We start from the raw sequence: 19,099 nt of genomic DNA, 5'->3' as shown, positions 1-19,099 counted from the left end.
GCTTTTCTAGGACGCGTGGCCCCCGCCGCGCAACCCGATCATCGTGTCAGTGACCTCCCCCACGGCCGCCCGCCGAAACGTGCGGTGGAACAACAGTCCATCGGGTTCTTACCGGCCCCTGAGCGTCTCCAGATCATTACGTGCGTAAGAGCTGTGTGTATCAGGTCTCAGTCTCGCAGATGGCGGATCGCGATGGGGGTGACGACGGTGCGACGACGGCGTCCGGCGACCGCGGACGGCGGCGGCCGATGCCGAGGCGGGCCGCGGCCCGCGCTGCTCGCGGCCTACCCTGAGAAGGTCACCCACGTCACCGGAGTCCGAGAAGCCGGAGAAGCCGCATCGCCATGAGTGCCCTGAGCGAAACGCCCTATCCCTACGACGCGCCCGTCTCCCAGGCGCTCTTCGACCGCGCCTCCGCCGTCACACCGGGCGGTGTGAACTCCCCGGTGCGCGCCTTCCGTGCCGTCGGCGGCACGCCCCGCTTCATGGTGTCGGGCAAGGGGGCCTACCTCACCGACGCCGACGGGCGCGAGTACGTCGACCTCGTCTGCTCCTGGGGTCCGATGATCCTCGGGCACTCCCACCCCGAGGTCATCGCCGCCGTTCAGGAGGCCGTCGCGCGCGGTACGTCGTTCGGCACGCCCGGTGAGGGAGAGGTCGCGCTCGCCGAGGAGATCGTCGCCCGGGTCGAGCCCGTCGAGCAGGTGCGGCTCGTCAGCAGCGGCACCGAGGCGACCATGAGCGCCATCCGGCTCGCCCGCGGGTTCACCCGGCGGTCCAAGGTGATCAAGTTCGCGGGCTGCTACCACGGCCACGTGGACAGCCTCCTCGCCGCCGCCGGGTCCGGGGTCGCGACCTTCGCGCTGCCCGACACCCCCGGTGTCACCGGTGCCCAGGCCGGCGACACGATCGTGCTGCCGTACAACGACCTGGAGGCCGTGCAGGAGGCCTTCCACCGGCACCCCGGCGAGATCGCCTGTGTGATCACCGAGGCCTCGCCCGGCAACATGGGCGTCGTGCCGCCGGACCCCGGGTTCAACCAGGGGCTCAGGGACGCCTGCCACAAGAACGGCGCCCTCTTCATCTCCGACGAGGTCATGACCGGCTTCCGCACCAGCCGCGCCGGGTGGTACGGGGTCGAGGGGGTCAGGCCCGACCTCATGACCTTCGGGAAGGTCATGGGCGGCGGATTCCCCGCCGCCGCCTTCGGCGGACGCGCCGACGTCATGGCGCACCTCGCTCCCGCCGGGCCCGTCTACCAGGCCGGTACGCTGTCCGGGAACCCCGTCGCCACCGCGGCCGGGCTCGCCCAGCTGCGGCTGCTCGACGACGCCGCGTACGAGACGGTCGACTCCGTGTCCGCGCAGGTCCAGGGCCTGGTCAGCGAGGCGCTGAGCAAGGAGGGCGTCGCGCACCGGGTGCAGCACGCGTCCAACATGTTCTCCGTCTTCTTCACCGACCGGAGGGTGCGGACGTACGAGGACGCCAAGCGCCAGGAGTCGTTCCGCTTCACCGCGTTCTTCCACTCCCTCCTCGCGAACGGCGTCTATCTGCCGCCGTCGTCCTTCGAGTCCTGGTTCGTGTCCGCGGCCCATGACGAGCGGGCCGTCCAGAAGATCGCCGACGCCCTTCCGGCGGCGGCCCGAGCGGCTGCGGAGGCCACCGCGTGAGCACCCCCGTCAACGGCAGCAAGGACGTCACCGTCGTTCACGTGATGCGGCACGGGGAGGTGGAGAACCCGACCGGGATCCTGTACGGCCGGCTGCCCGGCTACCACCTCTCCGAGCTGGGCCGGCAGATGGCCGACCGGGTCGCCGAGCACCTCGCGCCCCGCGACATCACCTATGTCTGCGCCTCGCCGCTGGAGCGGGCGCAGGAGACGGCCACGCCGATCGCCAAGGTGCACGGGCTGGACCTGGACACCGACGAGCGCCTCATCGAGGCCGACAACGTCTTCCAGGGCAAGACGTTCGGGGTCGGGGACGGCGCGCTGCAGCGGCCGGGGAACTGGAAGCATCTCGTCAACCCGTTCCGGCCGTCCTGGGGCGAGCCGTACGTCGACCAGGTCGTGCGGATGACGGCCGCGCTGAACGCGGCGAAGGACAGGGCGCGCGGGCACGAGGCGGTGCTGGTCAGTCATCAGCTGCCGATCTGGATCGTCCGGTCCTATGTGGAACGGCGCCGACTGTGGCACGATCCGCGCAAGCGGCAGTGCACGCTCGCCTCCCTGACGTCGTTCACCTACCTCGGCGACAAGATCGTGTCGGTCGGCTACAGCGAGCCCGCCATCGATCTGGTCCCGGCCCATCTGCGGGCCGGCGCCAAGCCGCAGAAGGGCGGCAACGCTGCTCAGGGCAAGGCCTTCGGAGCCTGACGGTCATTTCCTGACGGTCCGTTTGACATTACTTAGATCGTTTTTGCCGCAACTGTTGCGAAAAACATAAGAATTATCGGAACCTCCCCGATCGCTGTGCCCTCTCTGTGGATGGACCCACCCACCAGCAGGCGCGACGAATCGGGGATTTTCCATGCGCACCGTCTCCCGGACCCTCTCCCGCCGGGGAATACTCGGCCTCGGCGCAGGCGCGGCGGCCGCCGCCACCCTCGCCGGCTGCGGCACCTCCACGTCTTCGGGCGGTGCCGCGAACGGTTCCGGCGGCGCGAGTGCCCAGGGCGGCGACGGCGCGAACGCCGCGCCCACGGGCAAGCTCATAGGCGACGGCTCCACGTCCTTCACCGGCAAGCAGCCGCACCAGCCGGACGCCCCCCGGCCGCTGGAGGCGGGCGAGACCCCGCCGCAGTTCGTGGTCTTCTCCTGGGACGGCGCCGGCGAGGTCGGCAACGGCCTCTTCCCGCGCTTCCTGGACCTGGCCAAGGAGCACGGCGCGAGCATGACCTTCTTCCTCTCGGGCCTGTACCTGCTGCCCGAGTCGAAGAAGCGGATGTACAACCCGCCGAACAACAGGATCGGCGCCTCCGACATCGGCTACCTCAACGAAGACCACGTCAAGGCGACGATCACCAACGTCCGCCGGGCCTGGCTCGAAGGCCACGAGATAGGCACCCACTTCAACGGCCACTTCTGCGGCGACGCCCACACCTCGGTCAAGTGGTGGACGCCCGAGCAGTGGCACAGCGAGATCAAGCAGGCCAAGTCCTTCGTGAAGAACTGGAAGACCAACACCGGCTTCACCGACATGCCGGCCCTGCCGTTCGACTACGACAAGGAACTCGTCGGCGGCCGTACGCCCTGCCTGCTCAACCAGGAGAACCTGCTGCCCACCGCCCGTGAGCTGGGCTGGCGCTACGACGCCTCCTCGCCCGGCGGTCTGCAGATGTGGCCGGTGAAGAAGCACGGCCTGTGGGACTTCCCGCTCCAGGAGATCCCGTTCCCCGGCAAGAAGTTCCAGGTCCTCTCGATGGACTACAACATGATGTTCAACCAGTCGCAGAACTCGACCAAGGCGCCGGCCTACAACTACCCGGGCTGGCGCGAGCAGGCGGCCGGGGCGTACATCGCCGGCTTCAAGCGGGCGTACTTCTCGAACCGGGCACCGTTCTTCATCGGCAACCACTTCGAGCACTGGAACGGCGGCATCTACATGGACGCCGTCGAGAAGGCCTTCAAGCACATCGCGCAGGCGAAGGAGAAGGGCGCCGACGTCCGCCTCGTCTCCTTCCGGCAGTTCGCCGACTGGATCGACGTGCAGAAGCCCGAGGTGCTGGCCAAGCTGCGCACCCTGGCCCCCGGGCAGGCGCCCGCCGGCGGCTGGAAGACCTTCCTCGCCTGACGTCCCGCGCGCGTTCCTTCTTGTCGGAAATGTCCCGTGTAAGTACGCCCTGAAATGCGGTTTTCCGCCCGGCAGGGGGGTGCGCGAAATCCCCGGAACCGTCATGCGAAACTTTTCACATGAGTACCCGTAGCCGTGCCGCCCTGCTCAGCGCCGTAGCCGCTGCCGCGGCCCTGACCCTGTCCGCGTGCGGCAAGGGCGGCACCTCCGGCGGCGGTGGCAACACCAACTTCGTCACCGGCAACAACGGCATCTCCACCGCCCCCCTCGGCAAGCGCGACGCGGCCCCGGACCTGTCCGGCGAGACCATCGACGGCAGGACGCTCGACGTGGCGTCCTTCAAGGGCCAGGTCGTCGTCGTGAACGTCTGGGGCTCGTGGTGCAGCCCGTGCCGGGAAGAGGCGTCGTACTTCGCCAAGGTCTCGAAGACCTACGAGGGCAAGGGCGTGCAGTTCGTCGGGATCAACACCCGGGACACGAGCACCACGCCCGCGGTGAACTTCGAGAAGGAACACGGGATCGACTACCCGAGCCTGTACGACCCGACGGGCAGGCTGATGCTCCGCTTCAAGAAGGGCACCCTCAACCCGCAGCTGATCCCGTCGACGCTCGTCATCGACAAGCACGGCAAGGTCGCCGCGCGGGCCCTGGAGGCGCTGGACGACACGGCGCTGCTGAAGATGCTCAAGCCGGTCCTGGCGGAGAAGTGACGTGAGTGCCCTCGTGACGCTCGCGGTGACGGGCGAGAACCAGACGGTGCTCAACGGCGCTCTGCTCGTCGCCCTGCCGGTGGCCCTGCTCGGCGGGCTCGTCTCCTTCTTCTCGCCCTGCGTGCTGCCTCTGGTGCCCGGCTATCTCTCGTACGTCACGGGCGTCGCCGGCACCGATCTGGCCGAGGCCCGGCGCGGGCGGATGATCGGCGGAGCCGCGCTGTTCGTGCTCGGCTTCAGCGCCGTGTTCGTCTCCGGCGGGGCGCTGTTCGGCTTCTTCGGCTCCACCCTGCGCGAGTACCAGGACACGCTGTCCAAGGTGCTCGGCGTACTCATGATCGTCATGGGCGTCTTCTTCATGGGGCTGATGCCCTGGCTCACCCAGCGCGAGTTCCGCTTCCACAAGCGGCCCACCGCCGGCCTGATCGGCGCGCCCGTCCTCGGCGCCCTGTTCGGCATCGGCTGGACGCCCTGCATCGGACCGACCCTCGCCTCCGTGAACCTCCTGTCCATGAACCAGTCGAGCGCCGGACGCGGCGCCGTGCTGATGATCGCCTACTGCGTGGGCCTCGGTGTGCCGTTCGTGCTCGCCGCCCTCGCCTTCCGCAAGGCGCTCGGCGCCTTCGGCTGGGTCAAGCGCCACTATGTGTGGGTGATGCGCATCGGCGGCACGATGATGATCGCGACCGGTGTGCTGCTGCTGACCGGCGCCTGGGACAGCCTGGTGCAGCAGATGCAGACCTGGTCCAACGGCTTCACTGTGGGGATCTGACCGATGAGCGCAACCGACACCGACAAGAGCAGCCGGGACCAGGAGGAGCTGGGCGCGGCCGGCTCCCAGCTGTCCACGGCTCCGCAGGAGGAGTTCTCCGCCCCGGCCGGCCTCGGCGTCATCGGCTGGGCCCGCTGGTTCTGGCGGCAGCTGACCTCCATGCGGGTCGCGCTGCTGCTGCTCCTGATGCTCTCGCTCGCCGCGATCCCCGGCTCGCTGATCCCGCAGTCCGGCGCCGACCTCAACAAGGTCGACGACTTCCGCAAGGCCCACAGGACGCTCGCGCCGATCTACGACAAGCTCGGCCTGTTCCACGTCTACAGCTCGGTGTGGTTCTCCGCGATCTACATCCTGCTGTTCGTCTCCCTCATCGGCTGCATCATCCCGCGCGCCTGGCAGTTCGTCGGTCAGCTGCGCGGCCGCCCGCCGGGCGCTCCCAAGCGGCTGAACCGGCTGCCCGCCTACACCACCTGGCGCACCACCGAGGATCCCGAGAAGGTCCGCGAGGCCGCGCTCGCGCTGCTGAAGAAGAAGCGGTTCCGCGCCCATGTCGCCGGTGACGCGGTCGCCGCCGAGAAGGGCTATGTGCGCGAACTGGGCAACCTGGTCTTCCACATCGCCCTGATCGTGCTGCTGATCGCCTTCGCCTGGGGCCAGATGTACAAGTCGGACGGCACCAAGCTGGTCGTCGAGGGGGACGGGTTCTCCAACTCGATCCTCCAGTACGACGACTTCAAGTCCGGCAGCATGTTCCAGAACGACGACCTCGAACCGTTCAGCTTCGACCTGACGAAGTTCACCGGCACCTACGAGGTCAGCGGCCCCAACCGCGGCACGCCGCGCACCTACCAGGCGAACATCGACTACAGCAAGGGCGCGTACGGCAAGGAGCAGTCGGCCACCATCAAGGTCAACTCCCCGCTGCACATCGGCGACTCCAAGGTCTACCTCGTCAGCCACGGCTACGCGCCCGTCGTCACCGTCCGCGACGGCAAGGGCAAGGTCGTCTACCACGACGCCGTGCCGCTGCTGCCGCTCGACGGCAACGTCACCTCCAACGGCGTGATCAAGGTGATGGACGGCTACAGGAACGGGCAGGGCGTCTCGGAACAGCTCGGCTTCCAGGCCTTCTTCGTGCCGACCTTCGACCCGAAGAGCGGCACGATGCTCTCGGCGTTCCCGGCGCTGGTGAACCCGCTGCTCGCGGTGAACGCCTACCACGGCGACCTCGGCGTGGACTCGGGCATCCCGCAGAGCGTGTACCAGCTCGACAAGACGCACATGAAGGAGTTCAAGGACTCCAAGGGCCAGCTGCTGAAGAAGCTGCTCCAGCCCGGCGACACCATGACGCTGCCGAACGGCGCCGGCTCGATCACCTTCGAGAAGGACATCAAGCAGTGGGCCGGCTTCGAGATCGTCCAGGAGCCCGGTAGCGGCTGGGCGCTCGGCGGCGCCGTCGCCGCGATCTTCGGCCTGGCCGGGTCCCTGTTCATCCAGCGGCGCCGGGTGTGGGTGCGCGCGGTGCGCGGCGCCGACGGCGTGACGGTCGTCGAGATGGCCGGGCTCGGCCGCAGCGAGTCCGCCAAGGTGCCCGAGGAACTGGGCGACCTCGCCGGAACCCTCTACGACCAGGCGCCGGGAGCCCCCGACGCCGACGACGACTCCACCGAATCTTCCGTCGTACCCGAAGGGGCTGAGAAGTGACTCTCGCCGCCGCGACCGAGCTGGCCGTCGCCACCAACGAACATCTGGCGAGCATGAGCAACACGCTCATCTACTCGTCCATGGCCGTCTACACCCTGGCCTTCTTCGCGTACATCCTCGAATGGATCTTCGGCAGCCGCAGCAAGGTGGCCCGTACGGCCAGCGCGCTGACCGCCGAGGGCGAGGCGCGGGAGAAGGCGGGCGGCCCCGCCGTGACCGTCAAGAAGGCGGGGGGCACCGCCGTGCTGGAGCGGCCGAAGGTCGTCGTGCGCGCGGCGTCCGGCGCCCGGGACGTGCCGGACGGCCCCGGCGCGCACGGCGGCGACGCGCAGGGCGACCTGTTCGGCCGGGTCGCGGTCTCCCTCACGGTGCTCGCGTTCCTGGTGGAGCTGGCCGGCGTCGTCGCCCGCGCGGCCTCCGTGGAGCGTGCCCCGTGGGGCAACATGTACGAGTTCAACATCACCTTCTCCACGGTCGCCGTCGGCGTGTACCTCGCGCTGCTGGCCCTGAAGAAGAACGTGCGCTGGCTCGGCCTCTTCCTGATCACCACGGTCCTGCTCGATCTCGGCCTCGCGGTCACCGTCCTCTACACGGCGAGCGACCAGCTGGTCCCGGCCCTGCACTCGTACTGGCTCTACATCCACGTCTCCACCGCCATCTTCTGCGGCGCGGTCTTCTACGTGGGCGCGGTCGCCACGATCCTGTACCTGTTCAAGGACTCCTACGAGACCAAGCTCCAGACCGGCGGCAAGCCCGGCGCCTTCGCGACCTCGGTGCTGGAGCGGCTGCCCGCCTCGGCCTCGCTGGACAAGTTCGCCTACCGGATCAACGCGGCCGTCTTCCCGCTGTGGACGTTCACGATCATCGCGGGCGCGATCTGGGCGGGCGACGCCTGGGGCCGCTACTGGAACTGGGACCCGAAGGAGACCTGGTCCTTCATCACCTGGGTCGCCTACGCCTGCTACCTGCACGCGCGCGCGACGGCTGGCTGGAAGGGCCGCAAGGCCGCCTACCTGGCGATGATCGCCTTCGGCTGCTGGCTGTTCAACTACTACGGCGTCAACATCTTCGTCACGGGCAAGCACTCGTACGCGGGCGTGTGACCGCGGGGTCGGTGACACTGGTGTCATGAGCGGTTCCATCGCACAGGGCACCAGCCAGACCCACGGGAACGCGCACATACTCCACTTCCTGGTGCGGCTCCCGAAGCGCATGGAGGACGTCTGGCCGGCGGTGGCCACCCCTGAGGGACTCTCGGGGTGGTGCACCGCCGTCGGCTTTCTCCAGCCCCGGCTGGACGGGGCGGTCAGCCTGCCCGAGCTGGGCTCCGGCCGGGTCACGGCCTGGGACGTGGACCGGGTCGCCGAGTACACCCTGGAGGGCGGCGGCCGGCTCCGGTTCCACCTGGAGCGCGACGGTGACACGGCGAGCGTGCTGCGCTTCACCCGGGAGTTCCGGGGCGAAGGGGAGAACGAGGCCGTGTGGCGGACCAGATTCGAACGACTGATCGAATATCTGGGGCGGGGCTAGCTAGGTCGCCGGCGGAAGGCAGTCCAGGGGCGGCGGCTTTCCCTCCGGCCAGGCGAGCCGGACGAAGCGTGCGCTGCCCTCGGGGGTCAGCTCCACGATCGGTACGGCCTTGTCGTACGGGTTGCCGTGCACGTCCAGGCAGATCCAGCCGCTCGCCCCGTTCACCCGCAGGGTCCTGCCCTTGACCTGCGGCCACTGGAGGCCCACGTCCGCGAGCGCCGGGACCGCCGCGCCGGGCTGGACGGCCTCGCGGATGCCGTGCACGGCCAGCCGCAGGGCGTCGTAGCCGATGATCAGCTGTCCGTCGTCCAGGGCGACCGAGCCGATGGGGCCCACCGGTGACCGCTCGGCGGACGTCAGCAGGGTCCGGAGCGCGGTGAAGTCCGCCTGTGAGCCGCCCGTCGCCGGCGGGTTCCTCACCCAGGCGTCCGGGTGGGCGAGGGAGGTGAAGAGCACGGACAGGTTGTGCCGCAGGGCGTCGCGGTTCAGGTCCTTCTCATAGGTCAGGTAGGACGCCTCGTCACCGGTGAGCACGGTGAACCTCCGGTCCTGGCAGCCGCGGGCCCCGAGCGCGTTGATGAACTGCCGCAGCTGCACGTGCCGGCCCGCGAACAGGATCGTGTCGGTCCCCGGGTCGGTGTCGCACACCAGGTCCGTGATCTGCCGGAAGGTGTTCGCGGTCGTCCCCTCCTGACTGCGGTCCGCCGGCGGGGTGAACGGCCACGGCTCGTACCGCGAGCCCTTGAGCAGTGCCGCGAACGACTTCTGGAGCGTGGTGGTGTACGGGTCGCCCGGGCTGTCGTACACCAGCAGCGCCTTGCCCTGCTTCAGCTGCGCGAACTTGGTCAGCGCGCGGGCCTCGTCGGTGTTGGTCGGCGCCACCCGGGCGAGGCCGGGGTAGGGGTCGGGGTCCTTGCCGCCCTGGCCGTTGGCGAGGTCGTCGGAGGTGATGGAGGAGCCGATCACCGGGATGTGCAGCGTGGTCAGCTCCGCGACGGCCGCCTTGTTGGCGGCGGTGCTCTGCCCGATGCCGGCGACCGCGCGCAGCGTGTCCGTGCCGGTCGTCATCCGGGCCAGCTGGTCCACGGCCCGCTTCCCGTACGTGCCCGTCGCGCCCGGGTTGGCCAGCACCAGCCGGATCTGCGGGGACTGCCCGTTGGAGTCGTGGTTGGCCTGGTACTGCGCCAGGTAGGCGCCCTGGAGCTGGTGCTGGATGTCGTTCAGCATCGTCGGGGAGGTGGAGGTGTACGGCAGCATCAGCGCGACCGTCACGTAACTCCCGGGCTTCAGGCGGGCGTTCTCCCGCGCGATCGCCTTCACGGCGTCGGTCAGCCGGGCCTGCCCGAAGTCGTACGGCCCCGGCCCCGTGGCCACGCCCACGCATTCGGCGCTGTGCTGCGGCCGGGACACCCCGGGCGCGCACGAGCGGTCGTCGTGGGCGAGGACGCGGACCGCGAACACCAGGCCGGTCACCAGGGCCGCCGCCAGCAGCAGTGCCAGATAACGGCGCAGCGGGATCTCCCACACGCCCTCGCGCAACCACGTCCCCACACCCCTGCGCGCCATCACGCCTCCCCGCTGTTCCGGTCGTCCGGGCCGCCGTCCCCGCCGTCCCCGGGATCGTCGGGATCGTCGGGCCCGGTCATCGGGCGCCCGGCGAGCGCCGCCGTCGGCCAGTCCCGCGAGGCCCGCCACAGCAGCGCGCCCGCCGCCGGCCGCAGGTTGGACAGCTGCTCCAGCTCGAACCGGAGCCGGTCGCACACCTGCGGGTCCGGCAGCACCAGCGGGTCCGCCAGCTGCCACACGGCGTGCAGCAGCCGCCGTATCCGTAAGTGCAGTACGGCGTCCGCGCCCTCCGGAACGGCCTGTGCGGCGTCCGTGCGGCCGAGCGCCACCGCGGTCCGCCCGTCGCCGCGCCCGGTGAAGTCACGGCCCTCGGCGTCGTGCGCGTGGAAGTACGGGGCCGAGGCCACGAAGCGCAGCGTGCGCAGCCAGTCGCGCATGTCCGCCGTGGCGAAGGTGTCGCGCAGCTCGGCGACCGCGGACCCCGTGACGCCGAGGGCGAGTTCGTGGTGCAGCCGGTAGCGGGCGTGCTCGGGCGCGGTGTAGTGGGCGACGAGCGTCTCGTGCGCGGTGCGCCACGACAGGTGGTCGCTGTCCAGCAGATGCAGCCGCAGCAGCAGCAGCGTGCGCACGAACCGGTCCCCGACGAACCGGCCCGGCACGGCCGGCAGCCCCTCCGCGGCCATCAGGGTCCGCAACTCCCGTACGTCCGCCGGGCCGAAGGTGTCCGGCAGCAGCGCCCCGGCCAGCGCACCGGCCGAGCCGATGCCGTGGGCCGCGGCGAGCACGGTCAGCTCCGCCAGGTGCTCGGGCGGCACCAGCCGGTCCAGCAGCGCCTCGTAGGCGGGGACGCCGGGCCGGTCCTCGGCGGGCCGCACCGGCGCGGTGAGCAGCTCGCCCAGCGAGGACGCCCCGGGCAGGTTCTGCGCGGCCGACTCGGCGAGCAGCACGATGCCCAGCGGGTTGCCGCCGGTCAACCGGTGCACGGCGTGCGGAAGATGGGGCGGCACCGGCAGGTCGCCGCAGACCGAGCCGACCAGGTGCAGGGCGTCGTCGGCGCTCAGCGGCGCCAGCGCCACCAGCAGCGCCCGGGAGGAGGGCGTCGCGTCCGGCGCCCAGTCCGTGCGCCGGGCCACCTCCGCCAGCTCCCGCCGGGCCGCGCTGCGCAGTTCCGCCCGGCCCTCGCCGCGCCGGGCCGCGACGAACGCCACCTGGTCGCGGACGCCCTCGGCCCGGTCCCGCAGCACGGCGGCCACCAGCCCCGGACCGGGCGCCGCCTGCGCGTTGTCCAGCAGCACCAGCGGCCGGCCGAGGCGCTGCATCCTCGGCAGCACCCCGCTGTACGCCTCGGTCAGGTCGGTCAGCAGGGCCCGCACCAGATACCGCTCGGCGTGCTCGCGTGCCGGGCCGTCCTCGCGGAAGTGCCGGGAGAGCAGGATCAGCCCGCGCTGCGCGTGGCCGCCCGCGTTCGGGTACGTCCGGTACCACTCGGACGCCTTCTGGTGGCGCCGGCCGGCGAACCCCTCGGCGATCGCCTCCAGCGTCGCCTCGATGGCGCCCGAGACCAGCGGACCGGTGCCGGTGGCCGCGGCGACCACCTTGGCCGCCACCTTCCCGGCCCAGCGCCCGGCGAAGCCGCCGAAGCGCGAGCCGCCCTCGTTCAGCAGCAGGATCCGCTCCACCTCCCGGCGGATCCGCTCCGAGTCGGCGTCGCCCCAGCCGCCGGCCGCCACCGCGACCAGGCCCGACATCAGCCGCGGGAAGATGATCCGGCGGGCGCCGGTCACCGGCTCCGCGAGCTGCTCGGCGATCACCAGCAGCGCCTGCGTGAGCGGCGACCAGGAGTCGGCGGAGCGGTCCACCGGCGGCCGGGCGAACTGCTCCTCCGCGCAGTCGGCCAGCGCGACCGGCGTGTGCCCCTGGTAGGCGTCCCGCAGCTCGGCCAGGACCGCGCTCTTGCCGAGGCCCCGGGTGCCGGTCAGCACGACGAAGGGCGGCTCGTCCGGGTGCTCCAGGGGCGTGGCGCGGTGGTGATGGGGGCGCAGGCCGATCAGCCGTGGTGCGAGACCGGCCGGTTCGGCGTCGAACAGCGCCCCGCGTCCGTGCAACCGTCTGCCCACCCGATCGCCCCCCTCAACGATCGCCCCCTCAACAGCAGTGTAAGAAGGGGAAGTTGCTCCGGACCAGAGCCAGTGGTGTCCGTTGGGTTACGAAAAGCGGCGATGTCTGTTCCGGGTCAGGAGACCGCCGCGGTGAGGCTCCCGTGCGCGACGGAGGCGATGCGGTCGCGCAGCCGCTCCACGTACAGCCGCAGGTTCTTCGCCGCCACGTCCGTGTCCGGATACCGGCTGGCCAGCCACAGCCCCTCGTGCAGCCGGTTCACCCACACGCACACCTGGTCGCCGTACGACACCCGGATCAGCCCGTGCGCCCGCTGCTCGGCCCAGTGCTCGGCGCCCGGGATGGTGCGGGCGTCGCAGTAGGAGACGATCGAGTACAGGTCCGGCGAGGTCGGCCGGAAGTCCGCGCCGAGCAGGCTCAGCACCCGGGCCAGCGGCATCCGGGACAGCGGCCGGCTGGCGCGCAGCTCGTCGCGCACGGTGCGCAGGGTGTCCCGGAACTCCGTCGCACGGCCGACCGGGACCTCGATCGGGGCGCCGCCGACGTACCAGCCCACCGAGTCGCTCCACCGCGACCTCACCCGCGTGTGGAACGGCACCACCGTCCGGTACACGGGCGCTCCGCCCAGCTCGCGCACGATCAATCCGGTCGCGGCCAGCAGCCCGACCTGGCTGCCGCCGTAGGGCCGGCAGTACGCCTCGAACGCCGCCGCCTCGGTCGCGTCCGCCAGCGGCTCGCACAGCATCCGCTGGCGCGGCAGCGCTCCCCCGGGCTCCAGACCCAGATCGACGGGGAAGCCGGGCAGCGTCCCGTCGCAGCGCCGGATGAACTCGCGCCAGCGGTCGACGACCGCGTGCCGGGCGTCGATGCCGTCCGCGTCCGCCCGCTCGATCTGGCAGAAGTCGATGTAACTGGCGACCGGGTCGCGGGAGTCGGGCGCGGCGCCGGCCAGCCCGGCCGTGTACAGCTCGTGCACCTCGGCGGGGATGCGGTGCAGGGAGTAGGCGTCGACGTTGCTGTGGTCGAAGGCCATGTACACGCTGACACCGTCGGGCCGTACGACCGCCGTGTAGATGAGGTTGGGCCAGCGCAGCGCGTCCGCGACGGAGTCGAAGCGGCCCTGGAGATGCCGCACGAGCCCATCGGTGTCCGGGAAGTCCCCGGCGTCCTCCCGGTGCAGCGACACGTCGGCGGCGTCGAGGGTGAACCGGCGCAGCTCGTCACCGGCCCAGCGGAAGCCGCTGCGCAGCGTCTCGTGCCGTACCGTCCAGGCCCGCAGCGCCTCCTGGAGCACATCGAGGTCGACCGCGCCCGGGATGTCGAAGGCGGTGCCCAGCCAGGTCGGCACGAACAGCCCGTCCTCCCGGACGCACTTGGCGGTCCGGATGTGCGACTCCTGGATGTAGGCGGGGGGCCGGGTGTCCTCCGGGACCGCCGTCGCCGCCGCGACCGTCGCCGGGCTCAGCGTCCACTCGACGAGCCGTCCCGGCCGGACCTCGCAGCGCTGGATGTCAGTGATTCGCACGCGTCTCCCATCACAACAGAAGGGGCCCCTGGTTGCGGGCCCCCTTCAAGGCAATGCCGAGGGGAGGCGCGGGGACATGCGCGGCCGGTTCATTTCAGCGGATCGGGTGGTGGGGCGAACGCCGGGTTGATCAACCGGGCGTACCTGCCGGGCGGGGAGCGGGTGGGGAGCGAGGGGGTTCAGTCACCGATGTCCTCGTTCCACAGGTCCGGGTTGTCCCTGACGAAGGCGCTCATCAGCGTGACGCACTCCGGGTCCTGAAGCAGCAGGATCTCCACGCCGTGCGCGGCGAGCCAGTCGTGGCCGCCGTGGAAGGTGGTGGCCTCGCCGATCACCACCCGGGAGATGCCGAACTGCCGGACCAGGCCGGAGCAGTACCAGCAGGGGGAGAGGGTGGTGACCATGGTCGTGCCGCGGTACGTGCGCTGCCGTCCCGCCGCCCGGAAGGCCGCCGTCTCGGCGTGCGTCGAGGGGTCGTCGTCCTGGACCCGGCGGTTGCGGCCACGGCCGAGCAGGGTGCCGTCGGGCCCGTAGAGGGCCGCGCCGACGGGGATCCCGCCCTCGGCGAGTCCGGCGCGGGCCTCGGCCACGGCGGTGGCGAGCCAGGCGCGGGCCTGTTCCTGTTCCATACGGTCACTGTTCCCCACGTTCGCCGTTCCCGCCGAGGGCGCCGCGGGCGGCGTTCACTTCGGCTCCGCGCCGGCCGACTCGACCGACCGCCAGATCCGGTCCGGCAGGACCACCGCGGCCTCGTCCAGGTCCACGTCCCCCACGCCGGACAGCCAGCGGCGGGCGACCGCGGTCACCGGGCCGAGGACCAGCGACTCGATCAGCGGTCCGGACAGCGGAGCGATCTCGCCGGCGTCCACGTACCGCTGCGCCCACTGCGCCAGCGGCGACAGGCGGGCCTCCTGCGCGTCCCGCAGCCGCTGCCCGTCGGCCATGCCCTGCCGGTCGGCGTAGGCGGAGTGCAGGAGCCGGGCGGCGTCCGGTTGCTCCTGGACGAAGTCGAAGTAGGCGCCGACCAGGGCCCGGATGCCCGTGTGGGCGGTACGGGTCCCCTCCAGGGCCTTGACCAGTTCGCCCAGCAGCCGCTCCAGCCAGCGCATGACCAGGGCGTTCAGCAGCCCGTCGACGCTGCCGAAGTGGTGGTAGAGGCTGCCGAGGCTCACCCCGCTCGCCTTCGTGACGGCACCCACGGTCAGCCCTTGGTCGCCCGCCTGCGCGTACACGCGCAGGGCGGCGTCCAGGACGGTCTCCACGGTCGCTTCACCGCGTTGTTGTTTCCGGCTCATACTGGAATGATTTTCTAGAAAGGTATTTTAGAACAGTGCTCTGCTGCACCACACTGGTGGTGCCCATCCTCACACCCGGGAGCCGCCCATGTCGTCACCCCATCCGCCCCAGCCGCCTCGGTCGCCCCATCCGTCCCAGCCGCCGAAGCAGGGCGTCGCCTGTCTGGGGGTGCTCGGGGTCGTCGCCCTCGTGGTGATCCTGCTGGTGGTGATCGCTCACAGCGGGGGCGGGGGCGGCTCGTCCGACGACGCCGGTGCGTCGCCGTCGCCGTACGTGCCGAGCAGCGCGCCGTACACGCCGTCGAGCGACCCGTACACGCCGAGCACCGACCCGTACGCCAGCGGTGACCCGTACGCCAGCGGCGACCCGTACAGCAGCCCGAGCCCCGAGCCCAGCCCGTACACCTCGGGCACCTGCCTCGACGGAACCCTGCCGGACTCCACCACCGCGCAGTCCGTCAGCGGTGTGGAGGAGGTCTCCTGCTCTGCCTCCGACGCGCACTACGAGGTCATCGAGACCGTCCCGCTGACGACGGACCTGAGCCGCTGCAACAGCAATCCCCGGACGCAGTACGCCTTCTCGTACCGCTACACACTGGGCGGCGCGACGATCAACTCCTACGTCTACTGTCTGGTGGGCCTCGGGTCGTACGCGCGCTGACGAGCGGATCGCTTGAAGTCGACTGATGCACAGGGGGAGAGAGTTGAACGGGGAACAGGTCGGAGTCGGGCCGCTGGAGGACGGAGATCCACGGCGGATCGGGTCGATCCCGCTGGTCGGACGTCTCGGGGCCGGTGGCATGGGGCGGGTCTACCTCGGTGTGCACGACGGGAGGTACGCCGCCGTCAAACAGGTCCTGCCGTCGGTCGTCGGCGAGGACAAGGACTTCGTCCGCCGCTTCGGACACGAGCTGGACAACCTCTCGCGGCTGCCCGAAGGTGCCGCCACGCCGCTGCTCGCCGGGGACCGGGACGCGCTGCCGCCGTGGTTCGCCACCGCGTACGTGCCCGGGCTGACCCTGCGCGAGGCGGTCGACGCGCACGGCGGCCCGCTGCCGGCCGCGTCGCTGTGGCTGCTGCTGCACCGCGCGGCGGCCGGACTGGCGGCGGTGCACGCGCTGGACATGGTGCACCGGGACGTCAAGCCGTCCAACGTCATGCTGACCCTCGACGGCGTCACCCTCATTGACTTCGGTGTCGCCCGCGCCGCCGAGCAGAGCCAGCTGACCCGGACCGGCATGGTGGTCGGCACCCCCGCCTACATGTCGCCCGAACAGGCCTCGGGGGCACGGCGGCTGACCGGCGCCGTGGACGTCTTCGCCCTCGGGTCGGTGGTGGCGTACGCGGGCTCCGGACGCCCGCCGTTCGGCGACGAGTCCGGGCACGCGGTGCTGTACCGCATCGTGCACGAGCAGCCCGATCTGGGTGAACTGACCGCCTTGGACGCGGAGTTGGCGTCGGTCGTCGCCTCCTGCCTGGACAAGGACCCCGAGGGCCGGCCCACCGCGGCCGAACTCCTCGACCTGACCGCCGCCCACGTCCCCACCGGCACCCCGCTGTGGCCGGCCGCCGTCACCGAACACCTCGAACGGCGGGCGGAGTTCGCGGCGGACGTACCGGAGCCGGGGCAGGCGCCCGAGCCGACCGTCGCCGAGCCTCCCGGGTCCTGCGAGCCCGGGCCGGCCGCGGCCGGGAAGGAGCCCGAGGTCGTCATGCGGCCGGATGCGCCGCGACAGCCGGAGCGGCCGGGGCGGGAGCGGCGGCGCAAGCGGGTCGTGCTGGCCGTCGTGCCGATCGTCGTCTGCGCCGGTGCGGCGACCCTGGCCTTCCAGCTGGTTCCGTTCGCCACGGACGCGCAGGGGAAGGGCGCCGCGGGAAGGCCCGGCGCCTCCGTCTCCGCGGCGGCCGATCCCGGCCCCGCCGGCTCCTCGGCGAGCCCCTCCGGATCGTCCACGCCGTCCGGAAGGGGCTCGGCCTCGGCGTCGTCCTCCCCGGCGGGCGGGAAGAACGGGAAGGCGAAGGGCGACCCGGGCGGCAGCGGCGACGCGAGGAAGGACCAGAGCGGCCACCAGGGGACGGACGGTTCCGCGGGCGGTTCCGGAACCGGATCCGGAACCGGGAGCAGTGGGGGTAGCGGGAGCAGTGGGGGGAGTGGCGGCAACTCCGGTTCCAGTAGCGGCGGTTCGGGAGATTCCGGCGGCTCTGGCGGCTCGGGGGGCTCGTCCGGCGGGAGCGGAAGCGGCGGCTCGGGGTCCTTCCACCTGAGCAACGGCGAGAACGGCAAGTGCCTGATCCAGGTCTACGGCTCCACGGGCCTCGGTTCCTGCTCGGACGCGACCGCCGGCTGGACCTTCCGCAGTGCCTCCGACGGCAGCGTCAAGGTCATCAACGTCTCGACCGGCGCCTGTCTGAGCGCCAACGGCAACGGCCAGGCCGTCTTCGTCGGCGACTGCTCGCAGGGCGGCGGCAATCTGCGCTGGACGACGGGCTCGGGCGACACCCTGCGCACCGTCTACGACGGCGGCTGCCTCGACCTCGCCTTCGGTGGCGGCGTGGCCGAGGCGACCTGCCGGTCGGGCGCGTCCTCGCAGAGCTGGGCGAGGACGTGACCCCGTCTCCGTAGGGGGAGCTAGCCGCTGATCATGCCGATGACCGCGCGCACCGCCTCGGCGACCGGCTGGCCGACCGCGCCGACGGTGCTCGCGATCCCGGCGATCGCCATCAGCGCGCCCCGCCGCTGCCGCGCGGGCACGTCGGCGTCGGGGGTCAGGGCGGGCAGGTGGTCGTCCAGCAGTTCCGCGTCCGGCGCCGCCACCCGGGTGCGCAACTCGCCGATCAGCCGGTTGAGTTCGGCGAGGGCCGCGACCAGGGCCGGGTCCTGCTGACCTGCGTCGGCGGCCGCGTAGTTCCTGACGATGCCCGTGTTGCCCTGGCCGCCGTGCATGTTCACGTTGTCGCCGTAGTAGTAGTTGCTCGTCATCCGCTGATCCCCACGTTTCCGCTGCCGCCGTACATGTTGACGTTGTCGCCGAAGTAGTAGTTCTTCGGCGAGAAGTGCAGGCTCTCCACCGTCACCTTGAACTCGGTGTCCGGATGGTCGATGGCGTACGAGATCTGGCCGACGACCTGGTCCAGGTACTGCGGCGTCCGGCTGGTCACCAGCGCGGTGGAGGCGCCCGAGGTCTCCACCGCGAGGACGTGGTGGTCGGCGGCCAGCAGGACCGAGAGCAGTTCGATGATGAAGTAGATCTCGGCGGCGACCGTCGCGACCCATATGAACGCGACGTAGCCGTTCGCACCGGAGCTGTCCCCGCCGGCCCCCGCGAACAGTCCGGGCAGCATCGCGAGGAACCCGACGATCAGCATCACGCCGGTGTTCCGCAGGAACCGCAGCACCGCCTCCTTGCGCTTGGGGCGCATGACGAAGGTGTAGACGCGGGCGATGTTGTGCAGCGGGTACACGGCCGCGCCGATCCACAGGATCCGTTTGCTCACCCGCAGCTCGACGCTGACGGCGGTCGGCTGCCGGGGCGGTGCGGGCACGTCCGGCATGTACGCCGCAGACGTGGGCGGAGCGGACGGGGCGGACGGGATGGGTGGTGGAGTGGCGGGAGCGGGCGGTGGATCCTGAGCCGGTTGCATGTCTGTCTGTCCCCCAGAGGCCAAGCGGTTGTTGTTGTCTCAGTAACAACCATTAACCACAGGTCAGTTGGGGGAAGGCAAGTCGTTGTGGGCGGTCGGTGGTCCGGGGCGGTCACTCGCCGCCCGGGTCGTCCTTCTTCCCGAGCGACTTCAGGAACTCGGGGTTGTCGTCGGGGGCCACCCAGCGCGCGGCGCTGCCGCGATGCCCCGCCGCGAAGGGCGCGGACGCCGCGCCGTCCGCCGTCCGTCGCACCCGGCCGGTGATCAGCCAGGCGACCGGACCCACCAGCACCTCGCCGAAGAGCAGGATGATGATCACCCACACCACCTTCGGCAGATGCCGCACCTCTTCCTCGGGCGTGTTCAGACAGTCCACGAAGGCGTAGATCCACAGAGCCAGGACCAGCAGGAACGGCAGATACCTGAGCATGGCGTGCGATCCCCCG

18 protein-coding genes are annotated in these 19,099 nt (G+C 71.1%); 10 read left to right on the top strand and 8 right to left on the bottom strand.

Translation table 11 applies throughout. The annotated features are described in order from the left end of the window. The first annotated feature begins 353 nt into the window (after positions 1 to 353). The 8 genes from hemL (at position 354) to BIV23_RS26275 (ending at position 8,507) form a co-directional block, all read left to right on the top strand. Positions 354 to 1,670, top strand: coding sequence for a glutamate-1-semialdehyde 2,1-aminomutase (gene hemL, locus BIV23_RS26310; protein ID WP_071383501.1), 1,317 nt, complete (start codon positions 354 to 356; stop codon positions 1,668 to 1,670). 44 nt (positions 1,671 to 1,714) lie between these two features. Beyond that, entirely contained in the window at positions 1,715 to 2,374 is a 660-nt protein-coding gene (locus tag BIV23_RS26305; protein ID WP_071383502.1) for a histidine phosphatase family protein, read from the top strand. Positions 2,375 to 2,528: 154 nt separating this feature from the next. Next, complete coding sequence (locus tag BIV23_RS26300; protein ID WP_071383446.1) at positions 2,529 to 3,791, top strand: polysaccharide deacetylase family protein; 1,263 nt, start codon at positions 2,529 to 2,531, stop codon at positions 3,789 to 3,791. 119 nt (positions 3,792 to 3,910) lie between these two features. After that, complete coding sequence (locus BIV23_RS26295) at positions 3,911 to 4,501, top strand: TlpA family protein disulfide reductase (RefSeq protein WP_071383445.1); 591 nt, start codon at positions 3,911 to 3,913, stop codon at positions 4,499 to 4,501. Between the two features lies 1 nt (position 4,502). After that, on the top strand, positions 4,503 to 5,273 hold the full coding sequence (locus tag BIV23_RS26290) for a cytochrome c biogenesis CcdA family protein (RefSeq protein WP_071383444.1): 771 nt from the start codon (positions 4,503 to 4,505) through the stop codon (positions 5,271 to 5,273). Between the two features lie 3 nt (positions 5,274 to 5,276). Next, positions 5,277 to 6,977: a cytochrome c biogenesis protein ResB gene (resB, locus tag BIV23_RS26285; protein ID WP_071383443.1), complete on the top strand. Its 1,701-nt coding sequence runs from the start codon at positions 5,277 to 5,279 to the stop codon at positions 6,975 to 6,977. Then, positions 6,974 to 8,080, top strand: a complete 1,107-nt coding sequence (ccsB, locus tag BIV23_RS26280; RefSeq protein WP_071383442.1) for a c-type cytochrome biogenesis protein CcsB — start codon at positions 6,974 to 6,976, stop codon at positions 8,078 to 8,080. Before resB ends, ccsB begins: the two co-directional genes overlap by 4 nt. Positions 8,081 to 8,105: 25 nt before the next feature. Beyond that, positions 8,106 to 8,507: an SRPBCC family protein gene (locus BIV23_RS26275; RefSeq protein ID WP_071383441.1), complete on the top strand. Its 402-nt coding sequence runs from the start codon at positions 8,106 to 8,108 to the stop codon at positions 8,505 to 8,507. Here the strand turns inward: BIV23_RS26275 and BIV23_RS26270 are convergent, their stop codons facing one another. The 5 genes from BIV23_RS26270 to BIV23_RS26250 all read right to left on the bottom strand — a co-directional run bounded on the left by BIV23_RS26270 (position 8,508) and on the right by BIV23_RS26250 (position 15,011). Then, positions 8,508 to 10,073 carry an ABC transporter substrate-binding protein gene (locus tag BIV23_RS26270; RefSeq protein ID WP_071383440.1) on the bottom strand — a complete coding sequence of 522 codons (1,566 nt, stop codon included), beginning with the start codon at positions 10,071 to 10,073 and terminating at the stop codon, positions 8,508 to 8,510. Next, positions 10,073 to 12,190, bottom strand: a complete 2,118-nt coding sequence (locus BIV23_RS26265) for a hypothetical protein (protein ID WP_071383439.1) — start codon at positions 12,188 to 12,190, stop codon at positions 10,073 to 10,075. Before BIV23_RS26265 ends, BIV23_RS26270 begins: the two co-directional genes overlap by 1 nt. A 116-nt stretch (positions 12,191 to 12,306) precedes the next feature. Further along, positions 12,307 to 13,716, bottom strand: coding sequence for a condensation domain-containing protein (locus tag BIV23_RS26260; protein ID WP_071383438.1), 1,410 nt, complete (start codon positions 13,714 to 13,716; stop codon positions 12,307 to 12,309). 179 nt (positions 13,717 to 13,895) lie between these two features. Next, positions 13,896 to 14,345 (bottom strand): nucleoside deaminase, encoded by a 450-nt coding sequence (locus BIV23_RS26255; RefSeq protein WP_071383437.1) that lies wholly within the window; start codon positions 14,343 to 14,345, stop codon positions 13,896 to 13,898. A 54-nt stretch (positions 14,346 to 14,399) separates the two neighbouring features. Then, a complete protein-coding gene (locus BIV23_RS26250; protein ID WP_071383436.1) occupies positions 14,400 to 15,011 on the bottom strand; it encodes a TetR/AcrR family transcriptional regulator in 612 nt (203 codons plus the stop codon). Between the two features lie 88 nt (positions 15,012 to 15,099). Between BIV23_RS26250 and BIV23_RS26245 the strand changes: the two genes are divergently transcribed. Further along, positions 15,100 to 15,672, top strand: a complete 573-nt coding sequence (locus BIV23_RS26245; RefSeq protein WP_143079118.1) for an LppU/SCO3897 family protein — start codon at positions 15,100 to 15,102, stop codon at positions 15,670 to 15,672. Between the two features lie 25 nt (positions 15,673 to 15,697). Next, a complete protein-coding gene (locus tag BIV23_RS26240; protein WP_071383434.1) occupies positions 15,698 to 17,620 on the top strand; it encodes a serine/threonine-protein kinase in 1,923 nt (640 codons plus the stop codon). A 20-nt stretch (positions 17,621 to 17,640) separates the two neighbouring features. Here the strand turns inward: BIV23_RS26240 and BIV23_RS26235 are convergent, their stop codons facing one another. From BIV23_RS26235 to BIV23_RS26225, 3 genes are all read right to left on the bottom strand, one after another. Next, a complete protein-coding gene (locus BIV23_RS26235) occupies positions 17,641 to 17,991 on the bottom strand; it encodes a hypothetical protein (RefSeq protein ID WP_071383433.1) in 351 nt (116 codons plus the stop codon). Further along, positions 17,988 to 18,563 carry a DUF6232 family protein gene (locus BIV23_RS26230; protein WP_071383432.1) on the bottom strand — a complete coding sequence of 192 codons (576 nt, stop codon included), beginning with the start codon at positions 18,561 to 18,563 and terminating at the stop codon, positions 17,988 to 17,990. Before BIV23_RS26230 ends, BIV23_RS26235 begins: the two co-directional genes overlap by 4 nt. A 202-nt stretch (positions 18,564 to 18,765) precedes the next feature. After that, positions 18,766 to 19,083: a PLD nuclease N-terminal domain-containing protein gene (locus BIV23_RS26225; protein WP_071383431.1), complete on the bottom strand. Its 318-nt coding sequence runs from the start codon at positions 19,081 to 19,083 to the stop codon at positions 18,766 to 18,768. Positions 19,084 to 19,099 lie beyond the last annotated feature (16 nt).

This window comes from Streptomyces monashensis (assembly GCF_001866665.1).
Taxonomy (GTDB): domain Bacteria; phylum Actinomycetota; class Actinomycetes; order Streptomycetales; family Streptomycetaceae; genus Streptomyces; species Streptomyces monashensis.
The sequence above is the reverse complement of the archived record's forward strand: the minus strand, read 5'-3'. Positions and strand labels throughout refer to the sequence as shown.